Annotated in this window: 17 protein-coding genes; 14 read left to right on the plus strand and 3 right to left on the minus strand. The window is 70.8% G+C overall.

Annotation, left to right across the window (positions count from 1 at the left end; genetic code table 11):
• The first annotated feature begins 17 nt into the window (after positions 1-17).
• The 11 genes from OG302_RS27685 (at position 18) to OG302_RS27735 (ending at position 11,356) form a co-directional block, all read left to right on the plus strand.
• Complete coding sequence (locus OG302_RS27685) at positions 18-410, plus strand: VOC family protein (protein WP_371529239.1); 393 nt, start codon at positions 18-20, stop codon at positions 408-410.
• Between the two features lie 113 nt (positions 411-523).
• Positions 524-1,105, plus strand: a complete 582-nt coding sequence (locus OG302_RS27690) for a hypothetical protein (RefSeq protein ID WP_371529240.1) — start codon at positions 524-526, stop codon at positions 1,103-1,105.
• Between the two features lie 45 nt (positions 1,106-1,150).
• A complete protein-coding gene (locus OG302_RS27695; protein ID WP_371529241.1) occupies positions 1,151-4,384 on the plus strand; it encodes a S41 family peptidase in 3,234 nt (1,077 codons plus the stop codon).
• Positions 4,385-4,515: 131 nt separating this feature from the next.
• Positions 4,516-4,869 carry a histidine triad nucleotide-binding protein gene (locus tag OG302_RS27700; protein WP_371529242.1) on the plus strand — a complete coding sequence of 118 codons (354 nt, stop codon included), beginning with the start codon at positions 4,516-4,518 and terminating at the stop codon, positions 4,867-4,869.
• 6 nt (positions 4,870-4,875) lie between these two features.
• On the plus strand, positions 4,876-5,784 hold the full coding sequence (locus OG302_RS27705) for a ribonuclease Z (RefSeq protein WP_371529243.1): 909 nt from the start codon (positions 4,876-4,878) through the stop codon (positions 5,782-5,784).
• A 13-nt stretch (positions 5,785-5,797) separates the two neighbouring features.
• Positions 5,798-6,799 carry an adenosine deaminase gene (locus OG302_RS27710; protein ID WP_371529244.1) on the plus strand — a complete coding sequence of 334 codons (1,002 nt, stop codon included), beginning with the start codon at positions 5,798-5,800 and terminating at the stop codon, positions 6,797-6,799.
• A gap of 88 nt (positions 6,800-6,887) precedes the next feature.
• Complete coding sequence (locus tag OG302_RS27715; protein ID WP_371529245.1) at positions 6,888-7,991, plus strand: carbohydrate kinase family protein; 1,104 nt, start codon at positions 6,888-6,890, stop codon at positions 7,989-7,991.
• A 160-nt stretch (positions 7,992-8,151) separates the two neighbouring features.
• Positions 8,152-9,186 carry a PhoH family protein gene (locus OG302_RS27720; RefSeq protein WP_371529246.1) on the plus strand — a complete coding sequence of 345 codons (1,035 nt, stop codon included), beginning with the start codon at positions 8,152-8,154 and terminating at the stop codon, positions 9,184-9,186.
• Positions 9,187-9,199: 13 nt separating this feature from the next.
• Complete coding sequence (gene ybeY, locus OG302_RS27725) at positions 9,200-9,697, plus strand: rRNA maturation RNase YbeY (protein ID WP_361828095.1); 498 nt, start codon at positions 9,200-9,202, stop codon at positions 9,695-9,697.
• Positions 9,698-9,701: 4 nt separating this feature from the next.
• Entirely contained in the window at positions 9,702-11,003 is a 1,302-nt protein-coding gene (locus OG302_RS27730) for a hemolysin family protein (protein ID WP_371529247.1), read from the plus strand.
• Entirely contained in the window at positions 11,000-11,356 is a 357-nt protein-coding gene (locus OG302_RS27735; RefSeq protein ID WP_371529248.1) for an MmcQ/YjbR family DNA-binding protein, read from the plus strand. Before OG302_RS27730 ends, OG302_RS27735 begins: the two co-directional genes overlap by 4 nt.
• Before the next feature lie 11 nt (positions 11,357-11,367).
• On the opposite strand, the gene OG302_RS27740 is transcribed toward OG302_RS27735, so the two are convergent.
• On the minus strand, positions 11,368-12,795 hold the full coding sequence (locus OG302_RS27740) for an MFS transporter (protein WP_371529249.1): 1,428 nt from the start codon (positions 12,793-12,795) through the stop codon (positions 11,368-11,370).
• 84 nt (positions 12,796-12,879) lie between these two features.
• On the opposite strand from OG302_RS27740, the gene OG302_RS27745 reads away from it, so the two are divergent.
• Complete coding sequence (locus tag OG302_RS27745) at positions 12,880-13,788, plus strand: helix-turn-helix transcriptional regulator (protein ID WP_371529250.1); 909 nt, start codon at positions 12,880-12,882, stop codon at positions 13,786-13,788.
• Positions 13,789-13,814: 26 nt separating this feature from the next.
• On the plus strand, positions 13,815-14,168 hold the full coding sequence (locus tag OG302_RS27750) for a cytidine deaminase (RefSeq protein ID WP_371529251.1): 354 nt from the start codon (positions 13,815-13,817) through the stop codon (positions 14,166-14,168).
• Between the two features lie 200 nt (positions 14,169-14,368).
• On the opposite strand, the gene OG302_RS27755 is transcribed toward OG302_RS27750, so the two are convergent.
• Positions 14,369-14,707, minus strand: a complete 339-nt coding sequence (locus OG302_RS27755; protein ID WP_371529252.1) for a P-II family nitrogen regulator — start codon at positions 14,705-14,707, stop codon at positions 14,369-14,371.
• A complete protein-coding gene (locus tag OG302_RS27760; protein ID WP_371529253.1) occupies positions 14,704-16,014 on the minus strand; it encodes an ammonium transporter in 1,311 nt (436 codons plus the stop codon). Before OG302_RS27760 ends, OG302_RS27755 begins: the two co-directional genes overlap by 4 nt.
• A 204-nt stretch (positions 16,015-16,218) precedes the next feature.
• On the opposite strand from OG302_RS27760, the gene era reads away from it, so the two are divergent.
• On the plus strand, positions 16,219-17,187 hold the full coding sequence (gene era, locus OG302_RS27765; RefSeq protein WP_371529254.1) for a GTPase Era: 969 nt from the start codon (positions 16,219-16,221) through the stop codon (positions 17,185-17,187).
• Positions 17,188-17,193 lie beyond the last annotated feature (6 nt).

The raw sequence follows: 17,193 nt of genomic DNA on the forward strand, positions 1-17,193 counted from the left end.
CGGGTGAGGGAGATGCCGTGGAACTGGCCCAAGTACGACTGCTCGTAACGGACTTCAGCGCCTGCTACCACTTCTACGCCGACATCCTCGGCCTCAAGCCGCAGTCGGGGGCGGTGGACGGGCCGTACGAGAAGTTCAGCCCGGCGGCCGGTTCCGCGGGCATCGCGCTCCAGGACCGCTCCATGATGGCCCAGCTCCTCGACGAGCTGGGGGAGTCGGCGACCGGACACCGCTCACTGGTGGTGCTGCGGGTCGACGACCTCGACGCCCACTGCCGCCGGATCGCCGAACGCGGCGGCACCATCGCCCAGGGCCCCGCCCCCCTGACGGACCGCATGCGGGTCGCCCACCTCAAGGACCCGGAGGGAAACTTGGTGGAACTACAGGAGTGGCTGCTGCTGCGCGGCTGAGGCACCGTCCCGAAGGGGCCTTGGGAGTTGGACGCAAAGGTGTCTGTCGTCAGGCGGCGCGCGATGGCACTCTGCCGCCTATGGGGGCATTGAGACGCTTACGTGATCGTGCGGTGGACGTACGCGGACGGCGGCGGGTGCTGTGCGCCGTCGGATTCGCGGGGGCGGCGGTGATCGGGGTCGCCGCGTGCGATCCGGCCGACGGAGGCATGAACACCGCGGTCATCGCGATCACCACCGACGAGATGGCGACCAAGGAGTTGGAGGGGCAGCACCTCGACGTGCTGTGGATCAGCTGTACCGCCCGCTACAAGGACAAGGTCACCCCGTCCAGTGAATCCCCGGACCGCGATGCCGTCGCCACCGTCGACTGCCAGGGACAGGCCAAGAAGGACAAGGGCTCGAACGACACCAGCACCATCACCGTCAAGGGCACGGTGTGGTCCGTCGTCGACGGACACTGCGTACGCGGGAACCTGACCGCCGATGTCGACGGCAAGCAGTGGTTCCGGGTGGACGTCCTCGGCGACTGCGCCGGCGGTGACGACGGAAGCGACAACGGCGGTGACGACGGCGGAGACCACGGCGGCGATCAGCCGGACCAGCCGCCCACGGCGACCGTGACGGTGACCGTCACGCCCGACCCGCCGCCCCAGCAGCCCGATCCCACGTGCTCGTGCTTCAAGGGCAAGTGATCCAAAACGCTGTCCGGTTCCGCCGGGGCTGCCTAGGCTGGCCGGGTGACACTGACTGGGCACCCTGCGTATCTCCGGTTTCCGCACCTGCGCGACGAGTTGGTCGCCTTCACCGCCGAGGACGACGTCTGGGTCGCTCCTCTCGAAGGTGGCCGGGCATGGCGCGTCAGCGCCGACAACATGCCGGTGAACCACCCCCGCATCTCCCCGGACGGAACGACCGTCGCCTGGACGTCCACGCGTGACGGCGCCCCCGAGGTGCACGTCGCCCCGGTCGACGGCGGCTCCTCCAAGCGCCTGACGTACTGGGGCAGTTCCCGCACGTCGGTGCGGGGCTGGACCCCGGAAGGGCAGGTCCTCGCCATCAGCACGTCCGGCCAGGCCTCCCTGCGCCGCAGCTGGGCGCGGGCCGTTCCGCTGGACGGCGGGCCCGCGGACACGCTGCCGTACGGAATCGTGGGGGACGTCGCGCACGGCCCGCACGACGGCCAGGTCCTGCTGCTCTCCGCGCCGATGGGCCGCGAGGCCGCCTGGTGGAAGCGGTACCGCGGTGGCACGGCGGGCAAGCTCTGGATCCGGCGCGGGGACACGGACGACGAAGGCGGCGACGCCCGCTTCGTACGCGTCCACGAAGAGCTCGACGGCAACATCGAGTACCCGCTGTGGGTGGGTGAGCGCATCGCGTTCCTCTCCGACCACGAAGGCGTCGGCGCCGTCTACTCCTCGCTGCCCGACGGCTCCGATCTGCGCCGGCACACGAATGTCGACGGCTTCTACGCCCGGCACGCCGCCACCGACGGCACCCGCGTCGTGTACGCGTCGGCGGGTGAACTCTGGCTCCTGGACGACCTGGTGGACGCCGAGCCGCGCCGCGTCGACGTCCGCCTCGGCGGCCAGCGCACCGACCTCCAGCCGTACCCCGTGACCGCCGCGCGCTGGTTCGGCGCCGCCACCCCCGACCACACGGGCCGGGGCAGCGCCGTCTCCGTGCGCGGCGGCGTGCACTGGGTGACCCACCGCGAGGGGCCCGCCCGCGCGCTCGCCGCCGAGCACGGAGTGCGCGCACGACTGCCGCGCACGTTCCGCGTCGACGGCGAGGAACACGTCGTGTGGGTGACGGACGCGGAGGGCGACGACGCGCTCCAGTTCGCACCGGCCACGGGGCTCGCGCCCGGAGCCACACCGCGCAGGATCGCCGCCGGGCAGCTCGGCCGGGTGCTCGGGCTCGCCATGGCGCCCGACGGCAGCCGCGCCGCCGTCGCCTCGCACGACGGGCGGGTGCTCCTGGTGGAGCGGGAGAGCGGCGAGGTGCGTGAGGTCGACCGCGGGGAGCACGGGGATGCCACCGGGCTCGTCTTCTCGCCGGACTCGGCCTGGCTCGCGTGGTCGCATCCGGGGCCGAGTCCGCTGCGGCAGCTGAAGCTGGCGAACACCGCTGACCTCTCGGTGTCCGAGGCGACACCGCTGCGGTTCCGTGACTACGCGCCCGCGTTCACCCTGGACGGCAAGCACCTGGCGTTCCTGTCCGCGCGCGCCTTCGACCCCGTCTACGACGAGCACGTCTTCGACCTCGCCTTCGTCGGGGGTTCGCGGCCCCACCTGATCACGCTGGCCGCCACGACCCCCTCGCCCTTCGGGCCGCAGCGGCACGGGCGGCCCTTCGAGGCGCCCGACAAGGACGAGACCCCGGACAGCGAGGGCTCGCCCGTCACCCGCATCGACCTCGACGGTCTCGCCGACCGCATCGTGCCCTTCCCGGTCGAGGCCGCCCGCTACTCGACGCTGCGGGCCGCCAAGGACGGCGTCCTGTGGCTGCGGCATCCCGTGCGGGGCGTCCTCGGCGCGTCCCGGGCCACCCCGTCCGATCCCGACCCGCGGACCGAGCTCGAACGCTACGACCTCGTACAGCAGCGCATCGAGGAACTGGCCTCCGACGCCGACCACTTCGCCGTCAGCGGCGACGGCAAGCGGGTCCTGCTGTGGGCCGACGGGAAGCTGAAGGTCGTGCCGAGCGACCGGCGGGCGTCCGGTGACGAGAGCTCCGACTCGAACATCACCGTCGACCTCACGCGGGTCAGGCAGACCGTCGATCCCGCCGCCGAATGGCGCCAGATGTACGACGAGGCCGGGCGTCTCATGCGGGACAACTTCTGGCGGCCCGATCTGGGCGGGGTCGACTGGGACGGCGTACTCGACCGGTACCGGCCGGTCCTCGACCGGGTCGCCACGCACGACGACCTCGTGGACCTCCTGTGGGAGGTGGCCGGTGAACTCGGCACCTCGCACGCGTACGTCATGGGGGGCGGGGCCTGGGGGAGTGCGGCGGTGCGGCAGGGGCTGCTCGGCGCGGATCTCTCGCGGGGCGCGGACGGGGCGTGGCGGATCGACCGCATCCTGCCGTCCGAGACGTCGGACCCCGCCGCCCGGTCGCCGCTCGCCGCGCCCGGGGTGGCGGTGCGGGCCGGGGACGTGCTCCTTGCCGTCGCGGGGCGTCCGGTCGATCCGGTGACGGGTCCTGGACCGCTCCTGGTGGGTACGGCGGGGAAGCCGGTGGAGCTGACGATCTCGCCATCGGGCGGCGGCGATCCGCGGCACGCGGTGGTGATCCCCGTCGACGACGAAGAGCCGTTGCGGTACCACGCCTGGGTCGTGGACCGGCGTGCGTACGTCCACGAGCGGTCAGGGGGGCGGCTCGGGTATCTGCACGTGCCGGACATGCAGGCTCCCGGCTGGGCGCAGATCCACCGGGACCTGCGGGTGGAGGTGGCCCGGGACGGACTGGTCGTCGACGTACGGGAGAACCGTGGCGGGCACACGTCCCAGCTCGTGGTGGAGAAGCTGGCCCGGAAGATCGTGGGCTGGGACCTGCCGCGAGGTGCGCAGCCGTACAGCTACCCGGCAGACGCGCCGCGGGGTCCCGTCGTCGTGGTCGCCAACGAATTCTCCGGTTCCGACGGGGACATCGTGAACGCGGCGATCAAGGCGCTGGGGATCGGGCCCGTGGTGGGCACGCGGACGTGGGGCGGGGTCATCGGCATCGACAGCCGGTACCGCCTGGTGGACGGGACGCTGGTGACGCAGCCGAAGTACGCGTTCTGGCTGGAGGGGTACGGGTGGGGCGTCGAGAACTACGGGGTGGACCCGGACGTGGAGGTGGTGACGACGCCGGAGGACTACGCGTCGGGCCGTGACCCGCAACTGGACGAGGCCATCCGCCTGGCCCTGGCGTCCTTGGACACGACCCCTCCCAAGACGGCACCGGAACTGCCGGGGGCCTGAGGCGGGGCGGGTGGGTGGGAGAGGCTCGTTCGGGCGGAGGGCACCGCGGGACAAGGGAGGGGCCAGGCAAGGGCGCAGCCCGGATAGCATGCGGGGGGCCACAGTGAACCAGCTAGGACCGGAGGCGCCCCATGGCGGGAGAACCGCAGGCTGACTGCCTGTTCTGCAAGATCGTCGCAGGGGACGTACCCGCGACCCTCGTCAGGGAGACGGACACGACCGTCGCCTTCCGGGACATCAACCCGCAGGCCCCCACCCACGTCCTGATCATCCCGAAGGCGCACTACCCGGACGCCGCCACCCTCGCCGCCGCCGAACCGGCCGTCGCCGCCGACGTCCTGCGCGAGGCAGGAGAGGTCGCCGCCGAGGAGAAGGCGGACAGTTACCGCATCGTCTTCAACACCGGCTCCGGCGCGGGCCAGACCGTCTTCCACGCGCACGCCCACGTCCTGGGCGGACGCGGCCTGCAGTGGCCCCCCGGATAACTCGCCTTGTCCGTACGCGAACTGGTGGTCCTCGGCACCGCGAGCCAGGTCCCCACCCGGCACCGCAACCACAACGGCTACGTCCTGCTCTGGGACGGCCACGGCATCCTCTTCGACCCCGGCGAGGGCACGCAGCGGCAGATGCTGCGTGCCGGGGTCGCCGCGCACGACCTGCACCGGATCTGCGTCACGCACTTCCACGGCGATCACTCGCTGGGACTGCCGGGCGTCATCCAGCGGATCAACCTGGACCGCGTCCCGCACGACGTGACGGTGCACTTCCCGAGCTCGGGGCAGCACTTCTTCGACCGGCTGCGGTACGCCACCGCCTATCGCGAGACCGTCTCCCTCGTCCAGGAGCCCGTATCGGCCGACGGACAGCTGGCCGTCACCCCCTCCTTCACGCTCGACGCCGTCAAGCTCTCGCACCCCGTCGAGTCCTTCGGCTACCGCGTCACGGAGCCCGACGGCCGGCGGATACTCCCGGCGCTGCTCGCCGAGCACGGCATCGCGGGACCCGACGTGGGACGCCTGCAGCGGGAGGGCGAGCTGCGGGGCGTCACGCTCGACGACGTGAGCACGGTGCGGCGGGGGCAGAAGTTCGCCTTCGTGATGGACACCCGGCTCTGCGACGGCGTCCACGCCCTCGCCGAGGGCTGCGACATGCTCGTCATCGAGTCCACCTTCCTCGACGAGGACGAGCGGCTCGCCACCGACCACGGTCACCTGACCGTGGGGCAGGCCGCCCGGGTCGCCGTGGACTCCGGTGTCCGGCATCTCGTGCTGACCCACTTCAGCCAGCGCTACCCCGACCCCGGCGTATTCGAGCAGCAGGCCCGGGAAGCGGGATTCGACGGTGAACTCACCGTCGCACAAGACCTGTTGCGTGTACCTCTGCCCAAACGAACCACCTGAGTGAGCCGCCGCCATGCCCCTTCCCAAAGCCGAACTCCACCTCCACATCGAGGGCACCCTCGAACCCGAGCTGGCTTTCTCCCTCGCCGCCCGCAACGGCGTCACCCTCCCGTACGCGGACACCGAAGAGCTCCGCAAGGCCTACCTCTTCGACGACCTGCAGTCCTTCCTCGACCTCTACTACGGGCTGATGGCGGTCCTGCGGACCGAGGAGGACTTCGAGGAGCTCGCCGACGCGTATCTGGCCAGGGCCGCCCGGCAGGGCGTGCGGCACGCCGAGATCTTCTTCGACCCGCAGGCGCACATGGTGCGCGGCGTCCCCATCGGCACGGTGATCGAAGGGCTCGGGCGCGCCCTCGACCGCAGCGTCGAGCGGCACGGCATCTCGACCCGGCTCATCATGTGCTTCCTGCGCGACGAGTCCGCCGAGTCGGCCCTGGAGACGCTGGAGGCCGCCAAGCCCCACCTGCACCGGATCATCGGCGTCGGCCTCGACTCCGCCGAGGTCGGCCACCCGCCCGCCAAGTTCCGTGAGGTGTACGAGGCGGCGGCGGCGCTCGGCCTGCGCCGCGTCGCGCACGCGGGCGAGGAGGGGCCGCCCGCGTACATCACGGAGGCCCTGGACGTCCTGGGCGTCGAGCGAATCGACCACGGGCTGCGCTGCGTGGAGGACCCGGAACTGGTGGAACGCCTCGTGCGCGAGCGGATCCCGCTCACCCTCTGCCCGCTGTCCAACGTCCGGCTGCGCGCCATCGACGTACTCGAAGAGCATCCCCTCGCGTCGATGATGGACGCCGGGCTGCTGTGCACGGTCAACTCCGACGACCCCGCCTACTTCGGCGGCTATGTCGACGACACCTTCCACGCCGTACGGGAAGCCCTCGCGCTCGACCAGGAGCGGCTGCGGGAGCTCGCGCGGAACTCCTTCGAGGCGTCCTTCCTCGACGGCAGCGCTCAGGACGAGGCACTGCGGGCGCGCTACCTCGCCGAGGTCGCGGACTATTCGTTCGACTGACCGCGGAGGGCGCGGCAGGGGCGCAGGCCCTCGAACGCCGGACGGGCCGCGACGGGCCCGTCCGGCGTCCGTCCGTTACGGTCCCTGCATGGTCGTACCTCTCAAACCCAGCATCGACCCGCTCAAGGGAGCCCGCAGGGCAGGCGATCCGCCCTGCGACGTCTTCCTCACCGGCACGGTCTTCCTCGACATCATCTTCACCGGACTCGACTCCGCGCCCGTACGCGGCACCGAGTCCTGGGCGCGCGGCATGGGATCGAGCCCCGGTGGCGTCGCCAACATGGCGACCGCGCTGGCCCGGCTCGGCCTGCGCACCTCCCTCGCCGCGGCGTTCGGGGACGACCACTACGGGGAGTACTGCTGGGACGCGCTCGAACAGGGCGAGGGCATCGACCTGGCGACCTCACGCACCGTGCCCGGCTGGCACTCGCCGGTGACCGTCTCGATGGCGTACGAGGGCGAGCGGACCATGGTCAGCCACGGGCACGAGCCGCCGCCCGACGCCGAATCGCCGGACGGCGGCGCCCCGGCCTGCCCGCCCCGCGCGCGTGCCGCCGTCGCTTCCCTGACGCCCGGCACCCGCGCCCCGTGGATCGCCGAGGCCGCCCGCTCGGGCACCCGGATCTTCGCCGACGTCGGCTGGGACGACACCGGGCGCTGGGATCTGGCGGGGCTCGCGGACCTGGCGCACTGCGAGGCGTTCCTGCCGAACGCGGAAGAGGCCATGCGGTACACCCGTACGCAGTGCCCGCGGGCCGCAGCGCGGGCGCTGACCGAACATGTGCCGCTCGCCGTGGTGACGCTGGGTGCGGAAGGGGCGTACGCCGTGGACGGGCGGACCGGTGAGACCGCCGAGGTTCCGGCCATCGCGGTGGAGGCCCTCGATCCCACGGGGGCCGGTGATGTCTTCGTGGCGGGCTTCGTGACCGGCACGCTCGCCGGGTGGCCGCTCGCGGACCGGCTCGCCTTCGCGGGGCTCACGGCGGCCCTTTCCGTACAGGAATTCGGGGGGTCCCTCTCGGCGCCCGGCTGGGCGGAGGTCGCCACGTGGTGGCGCACCGTGCGGGAGGTCGACGACCAGGACCCGGTGGCGCTGCGCCGCTACGGCTTCCTGGAGGGGCTGCTTCCGGAGGCCACCCGGCCGTGGCCGCTGCGGCGTGCCGTGCCCACGATCGGGTTCCGGTCCGCGTAGCCGCCTCCCTGAGCCGCCCGGGAGTCGCACATCTGTGCGTGACCGGAGTGGAAAAGCCCTACAGCCGTGACAGTGGTGCGTCGTACTCTTGGCAGTGCAAGGCTGTCGAGCGGCCACCAAGCCCCGCATGAGGAGGATGAGCAGGCCTGAGTGCCGGCCCATGACTCAATCACCCACAGCTCGTACCCCTGCCCAGGGTCAGGCCCGAGCCCACTTCACCGTCCCGGCGAACCATCCGATGGTGACGGTGCTCGGCTCCGGAGACGCCCTGTTGCGCGTGATCGAGAAGGCCTTCCCGGCGGCCGACATCCATGTCCGGGGCAATGAGATCAGCGCTGTCGGTGACGCCCATGAAGTCGCCCTCATCCAGCGTCTGTTCGACGAGATGATGCTGGTGCTCCGCACCGGTCAGCCGATGACGGAGGACGCAGTGGAACGCTCGATCGCCATGCTCAGGGCGGACGGCGCAGGAGAGGGCGACGGACCGGAGACCCCGGCCGAGGTCCTCACGCAGAACATCCTCTCGTCCCGGGGCCGCACGATCCGCCCCAAGACGCTCAACCAGAAGCGCTACGTCGACGCCATCGACAAGAACACCATCGTCTTCGGCATCGGCCCCGCGGGCACCGGCAAGACCTACCTCGCCATGGCCAAGGCCGTGCAGGCCCTCCAGGCCAAGCAGGTCAATCGCATCATCCTGACCCGCCCCGCCGTCGAGGCCGGCGAGCGGCTCGGCTTCCTGCCGGGCACGCTCTACGAGAAGATCGACCCGTATCTGCGTCCGCTGTACGACGCGCTGCACGACATGCTCGACCCGGATTCGATCCCGCGCCTGATGGCGGCCGGGACCATCGAGGTCGCGCCGCTCGCGTACATGCGAGGCCGCACCCTGAACGACGCGTTCATCATTCTCGACGAGGCGCAGAACACCAGCGTCGAGCAGATGAAGATGTTCCTCACGCGCCTCGGCTTCGAGTCGAAGATCGTGATCACGGGCGACGTCACCCAGGTCGACCTGCCGAACGGCACCAAGTCCGGTCTGCGCCAGGTCCAGGACATCCTGGACGGCATCGACGAGGTGCACTTCTCGCGGCTCACCTCGCACGATGTCGTACGGCACAAGCTCGTCGGCCGTATCGTCGACGCGTACGAGAAGTACGACGACAGCCAGCAGAACAAGAAAAACGGGAAGTAGCGGAAACCGCACCATGTCGATCGACGTCAACAACGAATCCGGGACCGAGGTCGACGAGCAGGCGATCCTCGACATCGCCCGCTACGCCCTCGCGCGGATGCGCATCCACCCGCTCTCCGAGCTCTCGGTGATCGTCGTGGACGAGGACGCCATGGAGCAGCTCCACATCCAGTGGATGGACCTGCCGGGACCGACGGACGTCATGTCCTTCCCGATGGACGAGCTGCGTCCGCCGGCCAAGGACGAGGAGGAGGCCCCGCAGGGCCTCCTCGGTGACATCGTGCTCTGCCCCGAGGTCGCCATCAAGCAGGGCAAGGAAGCACCCACGGAGCACTCCATGGACGAGGAGCTCCAGCTGCTCACCGTCCACGGGGTGCTGCACCTGCTCGGGTACGACCATGAGGAGCCGGACGAGAAGGCCGAGATGTTCGGCCTCCAGGCGGCCATCGTCGACGGCTGGCGCGCCGAGAACGGCCTGACCGGTCCTTCTCCCGCGCCCACCGTCTCGTAGGGCCATGAGTTTCCAGCTGATCGCGGGCGCCGTCGCCCTGGTCGTCGTCGCCTGGCTCGCGGCCTGTGCCGAGGCGGGCATCGCCCGTGTCTCCAGCTTCCGCGCGGAGGAGGCGGTCCGCTCCGGGCGGCGCGGCAGCGCCAAGCTCGCACAGGTCGCCGCCGACCCCACCCGCTACCTCAACGTGGCGCTCCTCGTACGCGTGGCGTGCGAGATGGCGGCGGCATCCCTGGTGACGTACGCCTGCCTGAACGAATTCGACGAGACCTGGCAGGCGCTGGCCGTCGCCATCGCGGTGATGGTCCTCGTCTCGTACGTGGCCGTGGGCGTCTCGCCGCGCACCATCGGCCGCCAGCACCCGCTCAACACGGCCACCGCCGCCGCGTACGTCCTGCTGCCGCTGGCCCGCGTCATGGGCCCGATCCCGCCGCTCCTGATCCTCATCGGCAACGCGCTCACACCCGGCAAGGGCTTCCGGCGCGGCCCGTTCGCCTCCGAGGCCGAGCTGCGCGCGATGGTCGACCTCGCCGAGAAGGAATCCCTCATCGAGGACGACGAGCGCCGCATGGTGCACTCCGTCTTCGAGCTCGGCGACACCCTCGTACGCGAAGTCATGGTGCCCCGCACGGACTTGGTCGCCATCGAGCGCTTCAAGACCATCCGGCAGGCGCTGACCCTCGCCCTGCGCTCCGGCTTCTCCCGCATCCCCGTGACCGGGGAGAGCGAGGACGACGTCGTCGGCATGGTCTATCTCAAGGATCTGGCCCGCAAGACGCACATCAACCGCGACAGCGAGGCGGACCTGGTGTCGACGGCGATGCGCCCGGCGACGTTCGTGCCCGACACGAAGAACGCGGGCGACCTGCTGCGCGAGATGCAGCAGGAGCGCAACCACGTCGCCGTCGTCATCGACGAGTACGGCGGCACGGCCGGCATCGTCACCATCGAGGACATCCTCGAAGAGATCGTCGGCGAGATCACCGACGAGTACGACCGTGAACTGCCGCCCGTGGAGGAGCTCGCGGACGGCTGCTACCGCGTCACCGCGCGCCTGGACATCGGCGACCTCGGCGAGCTCTTCGGGCTCGACGAGTTCGACGACGAGGACGTCGAGACGGTGGGCGGCCTGCTGGCCAAGGCCCTTGGCCGGGTGCCGATCGCCGACGCGTCCGCGGTCGTGCCGCTGCCGGACGGACGGGAGCTGCGGCTCACCGCGGAATCCGCCGCCGGACGCCGGAACAAGATCGTGACGGTGCTCGTGGAGCCGGTCGCGCCCGCGGGCGCGGAGAAGGAGACGTCGGCGTGAATCCGCAGGAACTGCGCGCGTTCTGCTTGTCCTTCAACGACGCGGTCGAGGAGTTTCCGTTCGGCCCCGAGGCCTCGGTGTTCAAGGTCGCGGGGAAGATGTTCGCGCTGACCTCGCTGGACGCCTCGCCACTGACCGTGAACCTGAAGTGCGACCCCGAGATCGCGGTCCAGCTGCGGGCCGCGCATCCGGAGATCGTGCCGGGGTGGCACATGAACAAGCGCCACTGGAACACCGTGACGGTTGACGCGAAGCTCCCGGACCAGCAGGTCCGGGAGCTCGTCGAGGACTCGTACGACCTGGTGGTCGCGGGTCTCCCGAAGGCAGAGCGACTCCGGCTCGACCGGCCCTAGGGCCGCACGCCTCAGGCGCTGCGCCGGGTGCGCAGGCCCAGCGCTACGAGGGCCGCCGCCACGAGCACCACCGCCGCGTCGATCAGGAGCACCGTCCGCGCCCCGGCCAGGAGATCCGTGCCCGTGGTCGCCAGGACCCCCAGGAGCGGGATGCCGATCGTGATGCCCACCTGCTGGGTGGACGTCACCAGGCCGGTGGCCAGGCCCTGCTCCTCGTCCGGGACACCCGACGTGACCGTCACGCCGTACGAGATGATCGCGCCCAGGTGGAACATGCTCGCCAGCGAGACGCCCGCCGTGGCCAGCCAGACCGACCCCATGCCCTCGTCGATGCCGAGCAGCGTCGCGATGAGCAGGCCCTGGCCCAGGAGCGAGACGACCAGGGTGCGGCGCGCCCCGAAGCGGCTGATGACCTTCGGCGCGTAGATCCCGGCGACCACCGAGAGCACGCCCTGCACGCCGAAGACCAGACCCGTCCGGAAAGCCGAGAGCTTCAGGACCTCCTGCAGGTACAGGGTGAGGACGAAGACGACCACCGACATCATCGAGAAGGTGACGAGACCGCCCAGGTTGCCCCACGCCACCGTCCGCCGCCGCAGCATCGGCAGCGAGACGAGGGGGGACGCGGCGCGCGACTCGATGTACCCGAAGGCAGCGAGCAGCAGGACGCCGGTGATCAGCGTGACGATGACGTCCGTACCGCCGAAGCCGCGTTCGGCGGCCGTGGAGAGCGCGTAGATCAGGGCGAGCAGACCGCCGGTGACGGTGACCGCGCCGGGGATGTCGAGCCGGGGGCGGTCCGGGGTGCGGGACTCCGGCAGCAGGCCCGGCGCGAGCGGCAGCACGATCAGCGCGAAGAGGGTCAGCAGGCCCATCGTGGAGCGCCAGCCGAGCGTGTCGGTGAGGACGCCGCCGAGGACCATGCCGACCGTGAAGCCGAGCGAGAGCAGCGTGCCGGATATCCCGAGGGCCCGGTCCCGCTGCGGCCCTTCGGGGAACGTCGTGGTGAGCAGCGACATGCCGGTCGGCACGATGGCCGCCGCGCCCACGCCCTGCAGCGCGCGCCCGGCGAGGAAGGACGCCGGGTCCCAGGCGAAGGTGGCGAGCAGTGAGGCGAGGCCGAAGAGGGCGAGGCCGCCGAGGAACAGCTTGCGCCGGCCGAACAGGTCGCCGGTGCGGCCGAAGAGCAGCAGGAAGCCGCCGGAGGGAAGCGCGAACGCGGTCACCGCCCACTGCAGCGCGGACTGGCTCATGCCCAGGTCGGCGCCGAGCACCGGGAGTGCCACGTTCAGCACGGAGAAGTCGAGCGCGACCATGAACTGGGCGGCGCAGAGCACGAAGAGGACGAGTTTGTCGCGCGAGGAGAGCTTGGGGGCCGGGGGCTGCGGTGCGAGGGCCGTGGCCGCGGGGGACGGGGTAGTGGTGGTGTCGATCGCCATGGAATGAGCTTCGGGCGTCCGGAACAGCCGTGGGGAGCGGGAACTTATGCTGGTGGTCGGAACACCAGGCAGGGGGGAGCTGCGATGGCAGGGACGAGTGAGGCGGCGGTGGTACGGCCGCGGGACGAGGCCAAGGCACGGCGGCTCGGTGAGCTGCGCGAGTTCCTGATGAGCCGCCGGGCCCGGGTCAGCCCCGCGGAGGCAGGCCTTCCGGACGGTGGCGCGCGGCGGCGTACGCCGGGGCTGCGCCGCGAGGAGGTCGCCGTGCTCGCCGGGGTGGGTGCCTCCTGGTACCAGTGGCTTGAGCAGGGCCGCGACATCTCGGTGTCGCCGCAGGTCCTGGACTCCGTGGGCCGCGTCCTGAAGCTGTCGAGCGCCGAGCGGCGGCACCTGTACGTACTGGCGGGGCTCAACCCGCCCGCGCCCGAGGTCGAGCAGGCCGACCGGGGCATGAGCGACGGGATGCAGCGGCTGATCGACACGTGGATGCCGTATCCGGCGCACATCATGGACCGCTACTACAACTGCGTCATGTACAACGACGCGGCCGGGATGGTCTTCGGGATGCGTCCCGAGATCACCCAGAACTGCCTCGTGGACTTCTTCACCGACCCCATCTACCGCTCCCGGAGCGTGAGTTGGCGGACGAACGCGGAGTCGGTCGTCGCGCAGTTCCGGGCGTCGTGCTCGGAGACCCCGGACGACGAGGGGTTCCAGGCGGTCCTCGCCGAGGTACGGGAGGCGGCGGGCGAGGAGTTCACCGAACTGTGGGAGCGGCGGGACGTGCGGCCCGCGGGCCAGGTCCACAAGGAGCTCATCCATCCGCTGGTGGGGGCGCTGCACGTCGAGTCGACGGCGTTGCGGGTGCCCGCGCGGCCCGACCTGACGATCGTGCTGCACACGCCGCTGCCGGAGGCGGACACGGCCGCGAAACTGGAGTGGCTCGCCTCGCCGGAGGGGCGGCGGGGGTCGATGTACCCGGTGGCCGTGTAGTGCCCTGACCTCCGTATGCTCGGCTCATGACCGAGAGTGCTGCGCTTGACGCTGAGGACCGGAAGATCGTTGTGCTGGCTCGTTCGGCGCGGGCGCGGAACGGGGTGCCCGAGGGGGCCGCTGTGCGGGACGAGACGGGGCGGACGTATGTCGCCGGGACCGTCGCGCTTTCCTCCCTTCAGCTCTCCGCTTTGCGTACCGCCGTTGCCATGGCGGTCGCGTCCGGGGCGGAGTCCCTTGAGGCGGCGGCGGTAGTCTCCGGCGCGTCGGAGCTCTCCGCCGAGGACCTTGCCGCTGTGCGGGATCTTGGCGGGGCCGGGACGCCGGTTTTCCTTGCGGGGCCTGATGGTGAGGTTCGGGTGCGGGTCGAGGCGAACTGACCTTTTCCCCAACCCCGCCCCTTCCCGAAAACCGCTCTGGCGCGGGGGCCTTGGTTGCCGCCGTCACCGGCTTCGCCGAGTTCGTCCTCAAACGCCGGACGGGCTGAGAATTCCGCCGGTCCGGGGAAGTCTTTCAGCCGTCCGGCGTTTGAGGACGCCCCGGAGCAGCCGGTTCTCGGGAAGGGGCGGGGTAGGGGAAATCACACCGCGTCCGGACCCCGCTCACCCGTTCGTACCCGCACCACCGTCTCCACCGGCACCGCCCACACCTTCCCGTCACCGATCTTGCCCGTGGCCGCCGCGCGGACGATCGCGTCGATCACCGGGTCGGCGTCCGCGTCGTCCACGACGACCTCCAGACGCACCTTCGGCACCAGGTCCACCTGGTACTCCGCGCCCCGGTACACCTCCGTGTGTCCCCGCTGGCGCCCGTACCCGCTGGCCTCGGTGACGGTGAGGCCCAGGACGCCGAGCTCCTGCAGTGCCGTCTTCACCTCGTCCAGGCGGAACGGCTTGATGACCGCGGTAACGAGCTTCATCGGATGGTGCTCCCCTTCATCGGGCTGACCAGGACGCCGTGATCGTAGGCCGTCTCCGCGTGGTGCGTCTGGTCCAGGCCCGTCATCTCGTCGTCGGCGGACGCGCGGAAGCCCATCAGCTTGTCGATCACCTTGCCGATGCCGAACGTCACGGCGAACGTGTACGCCGCCACGACGAGCACCGCCACCGTCTGCTTGCCCAACTGGGCGAGCCCGCCCCCGTAGAAGAGGCCCTCCGCGCCGTCCGTCATCGTGGCCGTCGCGAACAGGCCGATCAGGAGCGTGCCGACGATGCCGCCCACCAAGTGCACGCCCACCACGTCGAGCGAGTCGTCGTAGTCGAAGCGGAACTTCCATGCCACGGCGTACGAGCAGACCACACCCGCCGCAAGACCGACCACCGCGGCCCCGAGCACCCCTACGACCCCGCACGCCGGGGTGATGGCGACGAGACCCGCCACCGCACCCGATGCCGCGCCGAACGTCGTGGGGTGGCCGTCGCGCTTCTGCTCGACGAAGAGCCAGCCGAGCAGGCCCGTGCAGCCGGCCAGGAGCGTGTTCAGCAGGGAGGCCGCCGCGAGGCCGTTCGCGCCGAGGGCCGAGCCGCCGTTGAAGCCGAGCCAGCCGAACCAGAGCAGGCCCGCGCCCATCAGGACCATCGGCAGGTTGTGCGGACGCATCGCGTCCTTCTTGAAGCCGATGCGCGGGCCGAGGACCAGGACGAGCGCCAGGCCGGAGGCGCCGGAGGCGATCTCGACGACCAGGCCGCCCGCGAAGTCCAGCGCGCCGAGCGACGAGGAGATCCAGCCGTCCGGGCCCCAGACCCAGTGCGCCACGGGAACGTATACGAGCAGCGCCCAGACCGGCACGAAGACCAGCCACGCCGTGAACTTCGTGCGGTCCGCGATCGCGCCGCTGATCAGTGCCGTGGTGAGGATCGCGAAAGTGAGCTGGAAGGTGGTGAAGAGGAGGGTGGGGACCGTGCCCGTGAGGGAGCTCGGGCCGATGCCCGCCATGCCGAGGTGATCGACGCCGCCGATCAGGCCCGCGAACGCGTCGTCGCCGAACGCGAGCGAGTAGCCGGCGAGCAGCCACACCACGGTGACCAGGGCGATCGACACGAAACTCATGAGCAGCATGTTGAGGACGCTCTTCGTGCGGACCATGCCGCCGTAGAAGAGCGCGAGGCCCGGCGTCATCAGCAGGACGAGGGCGGTGGCCGCGAGCAGCCAGGCGGTGTCGCCGGTGTCGGGGCCCTTGGCCGCGGCCAGGGTCGTGAGGGAGGCCGGGGAGTACAGGGTCTGCACGGGGAATCTCTCCTCCGGGTGGGGGCGCAGAGGGAGAGCGTCACCGCCCCGCGTTTCCGATCTGGCACCCGGGTGTTTCCGTCGTGTTTCGTGTTGCGCGGCGGTTTCCGTGAGCTCACCGATGCCTCACCGATGCCTTGTCCGTGCCCCATCAGAGCACGATCGGTGCCTCAGGGTGCTGCGGCCCTCCGGCGATCAGGGAGAATGGGCGCCATGAGCGTTCGTACCGAGTCATCCGAGCCGTCCGAATCGTCGGGGGCAGCCCACCGCGCCGGCTTCGCCTGCTTCGTGGGCCGCCCCAACGCGGGCAAGTCCACCCTCACGAATGCTCTGGTCGGCCAGAAGGTGGCGATCACCGCGAACCAGCCGCAGACCACGCGGCACACGGTCCGCGGCATCGTGCACCGGCCGGACGCCCAGCTGATCCTGGTGGACACCCCCGGGCTCCACAAGCCGCGCACGCTGCTCGGCGAGCGCCTCAACGACGTGGTGCGGACCACCTGGGCCGAGGTCGACGTCATCGGCTTCTGCCTGCCCGCGAACGAGAAGCTCGGCCCCGGCGACCGGTTCATCGCCAAGGAACTGGCCGGCATCAAGAAGACCCCGAAGATCGCGGTCGTCACGAAGACCGACCTCGTCGACAGCAAGACCCTCGCCGAGCAGCTCATCGCCATCGACCAGCTCGGCAAGGAGCTCGGCTTCGAGTGGGCGCAGATCGTGCCGGTCTCGGCGGTCGGCGACAAGCAGGTCCAGCTGCTCGCCGACCTCATCGTCCCGATGCTGCCGAAGAGCCCGCCGCTCTACCCCGAGGGCGACCTCACGGACGAGCCCGAGCAGGTCATGGTCGCCGAGCTGATCCGCGAGGCCGCGCTGGAAGGCGTACGGGACGAGCTGCCGCACTCCATCGCCGTCGTGGTGGAGGAGATGCTGCCGCGCGAGGACCGGCCCGCGGACAAGCCGATGCTCGACATCCACGCGAACGTCTACATCGAGCGCCCCAGCCAGAAGGGCATCATCATCGGCCCGAAGGGCAAGCGCCTCAAGGAGGTCGGGATCAAGTCCCGCCAGCAGATCGAGGCCCTGCTGGGAACGCCTGTCTTCCTGGACCTGCACGTGAAGGTCGCCAAGGACTGGCAGCGTGACCCCAAGCAGCTCCGCAAGCTGGGCTTCTGAGAGACC

Origin of the sequence: Streptomyces sp. NBC_01283 (genome assembly GCF_041435335.1) — a bacterium.
Classification (GTDB): domain Bacteria; phylum Actinomycetota; class Actinomycetes; order Streptomycetales; family Streptomycetaceae; genus Streptomyces.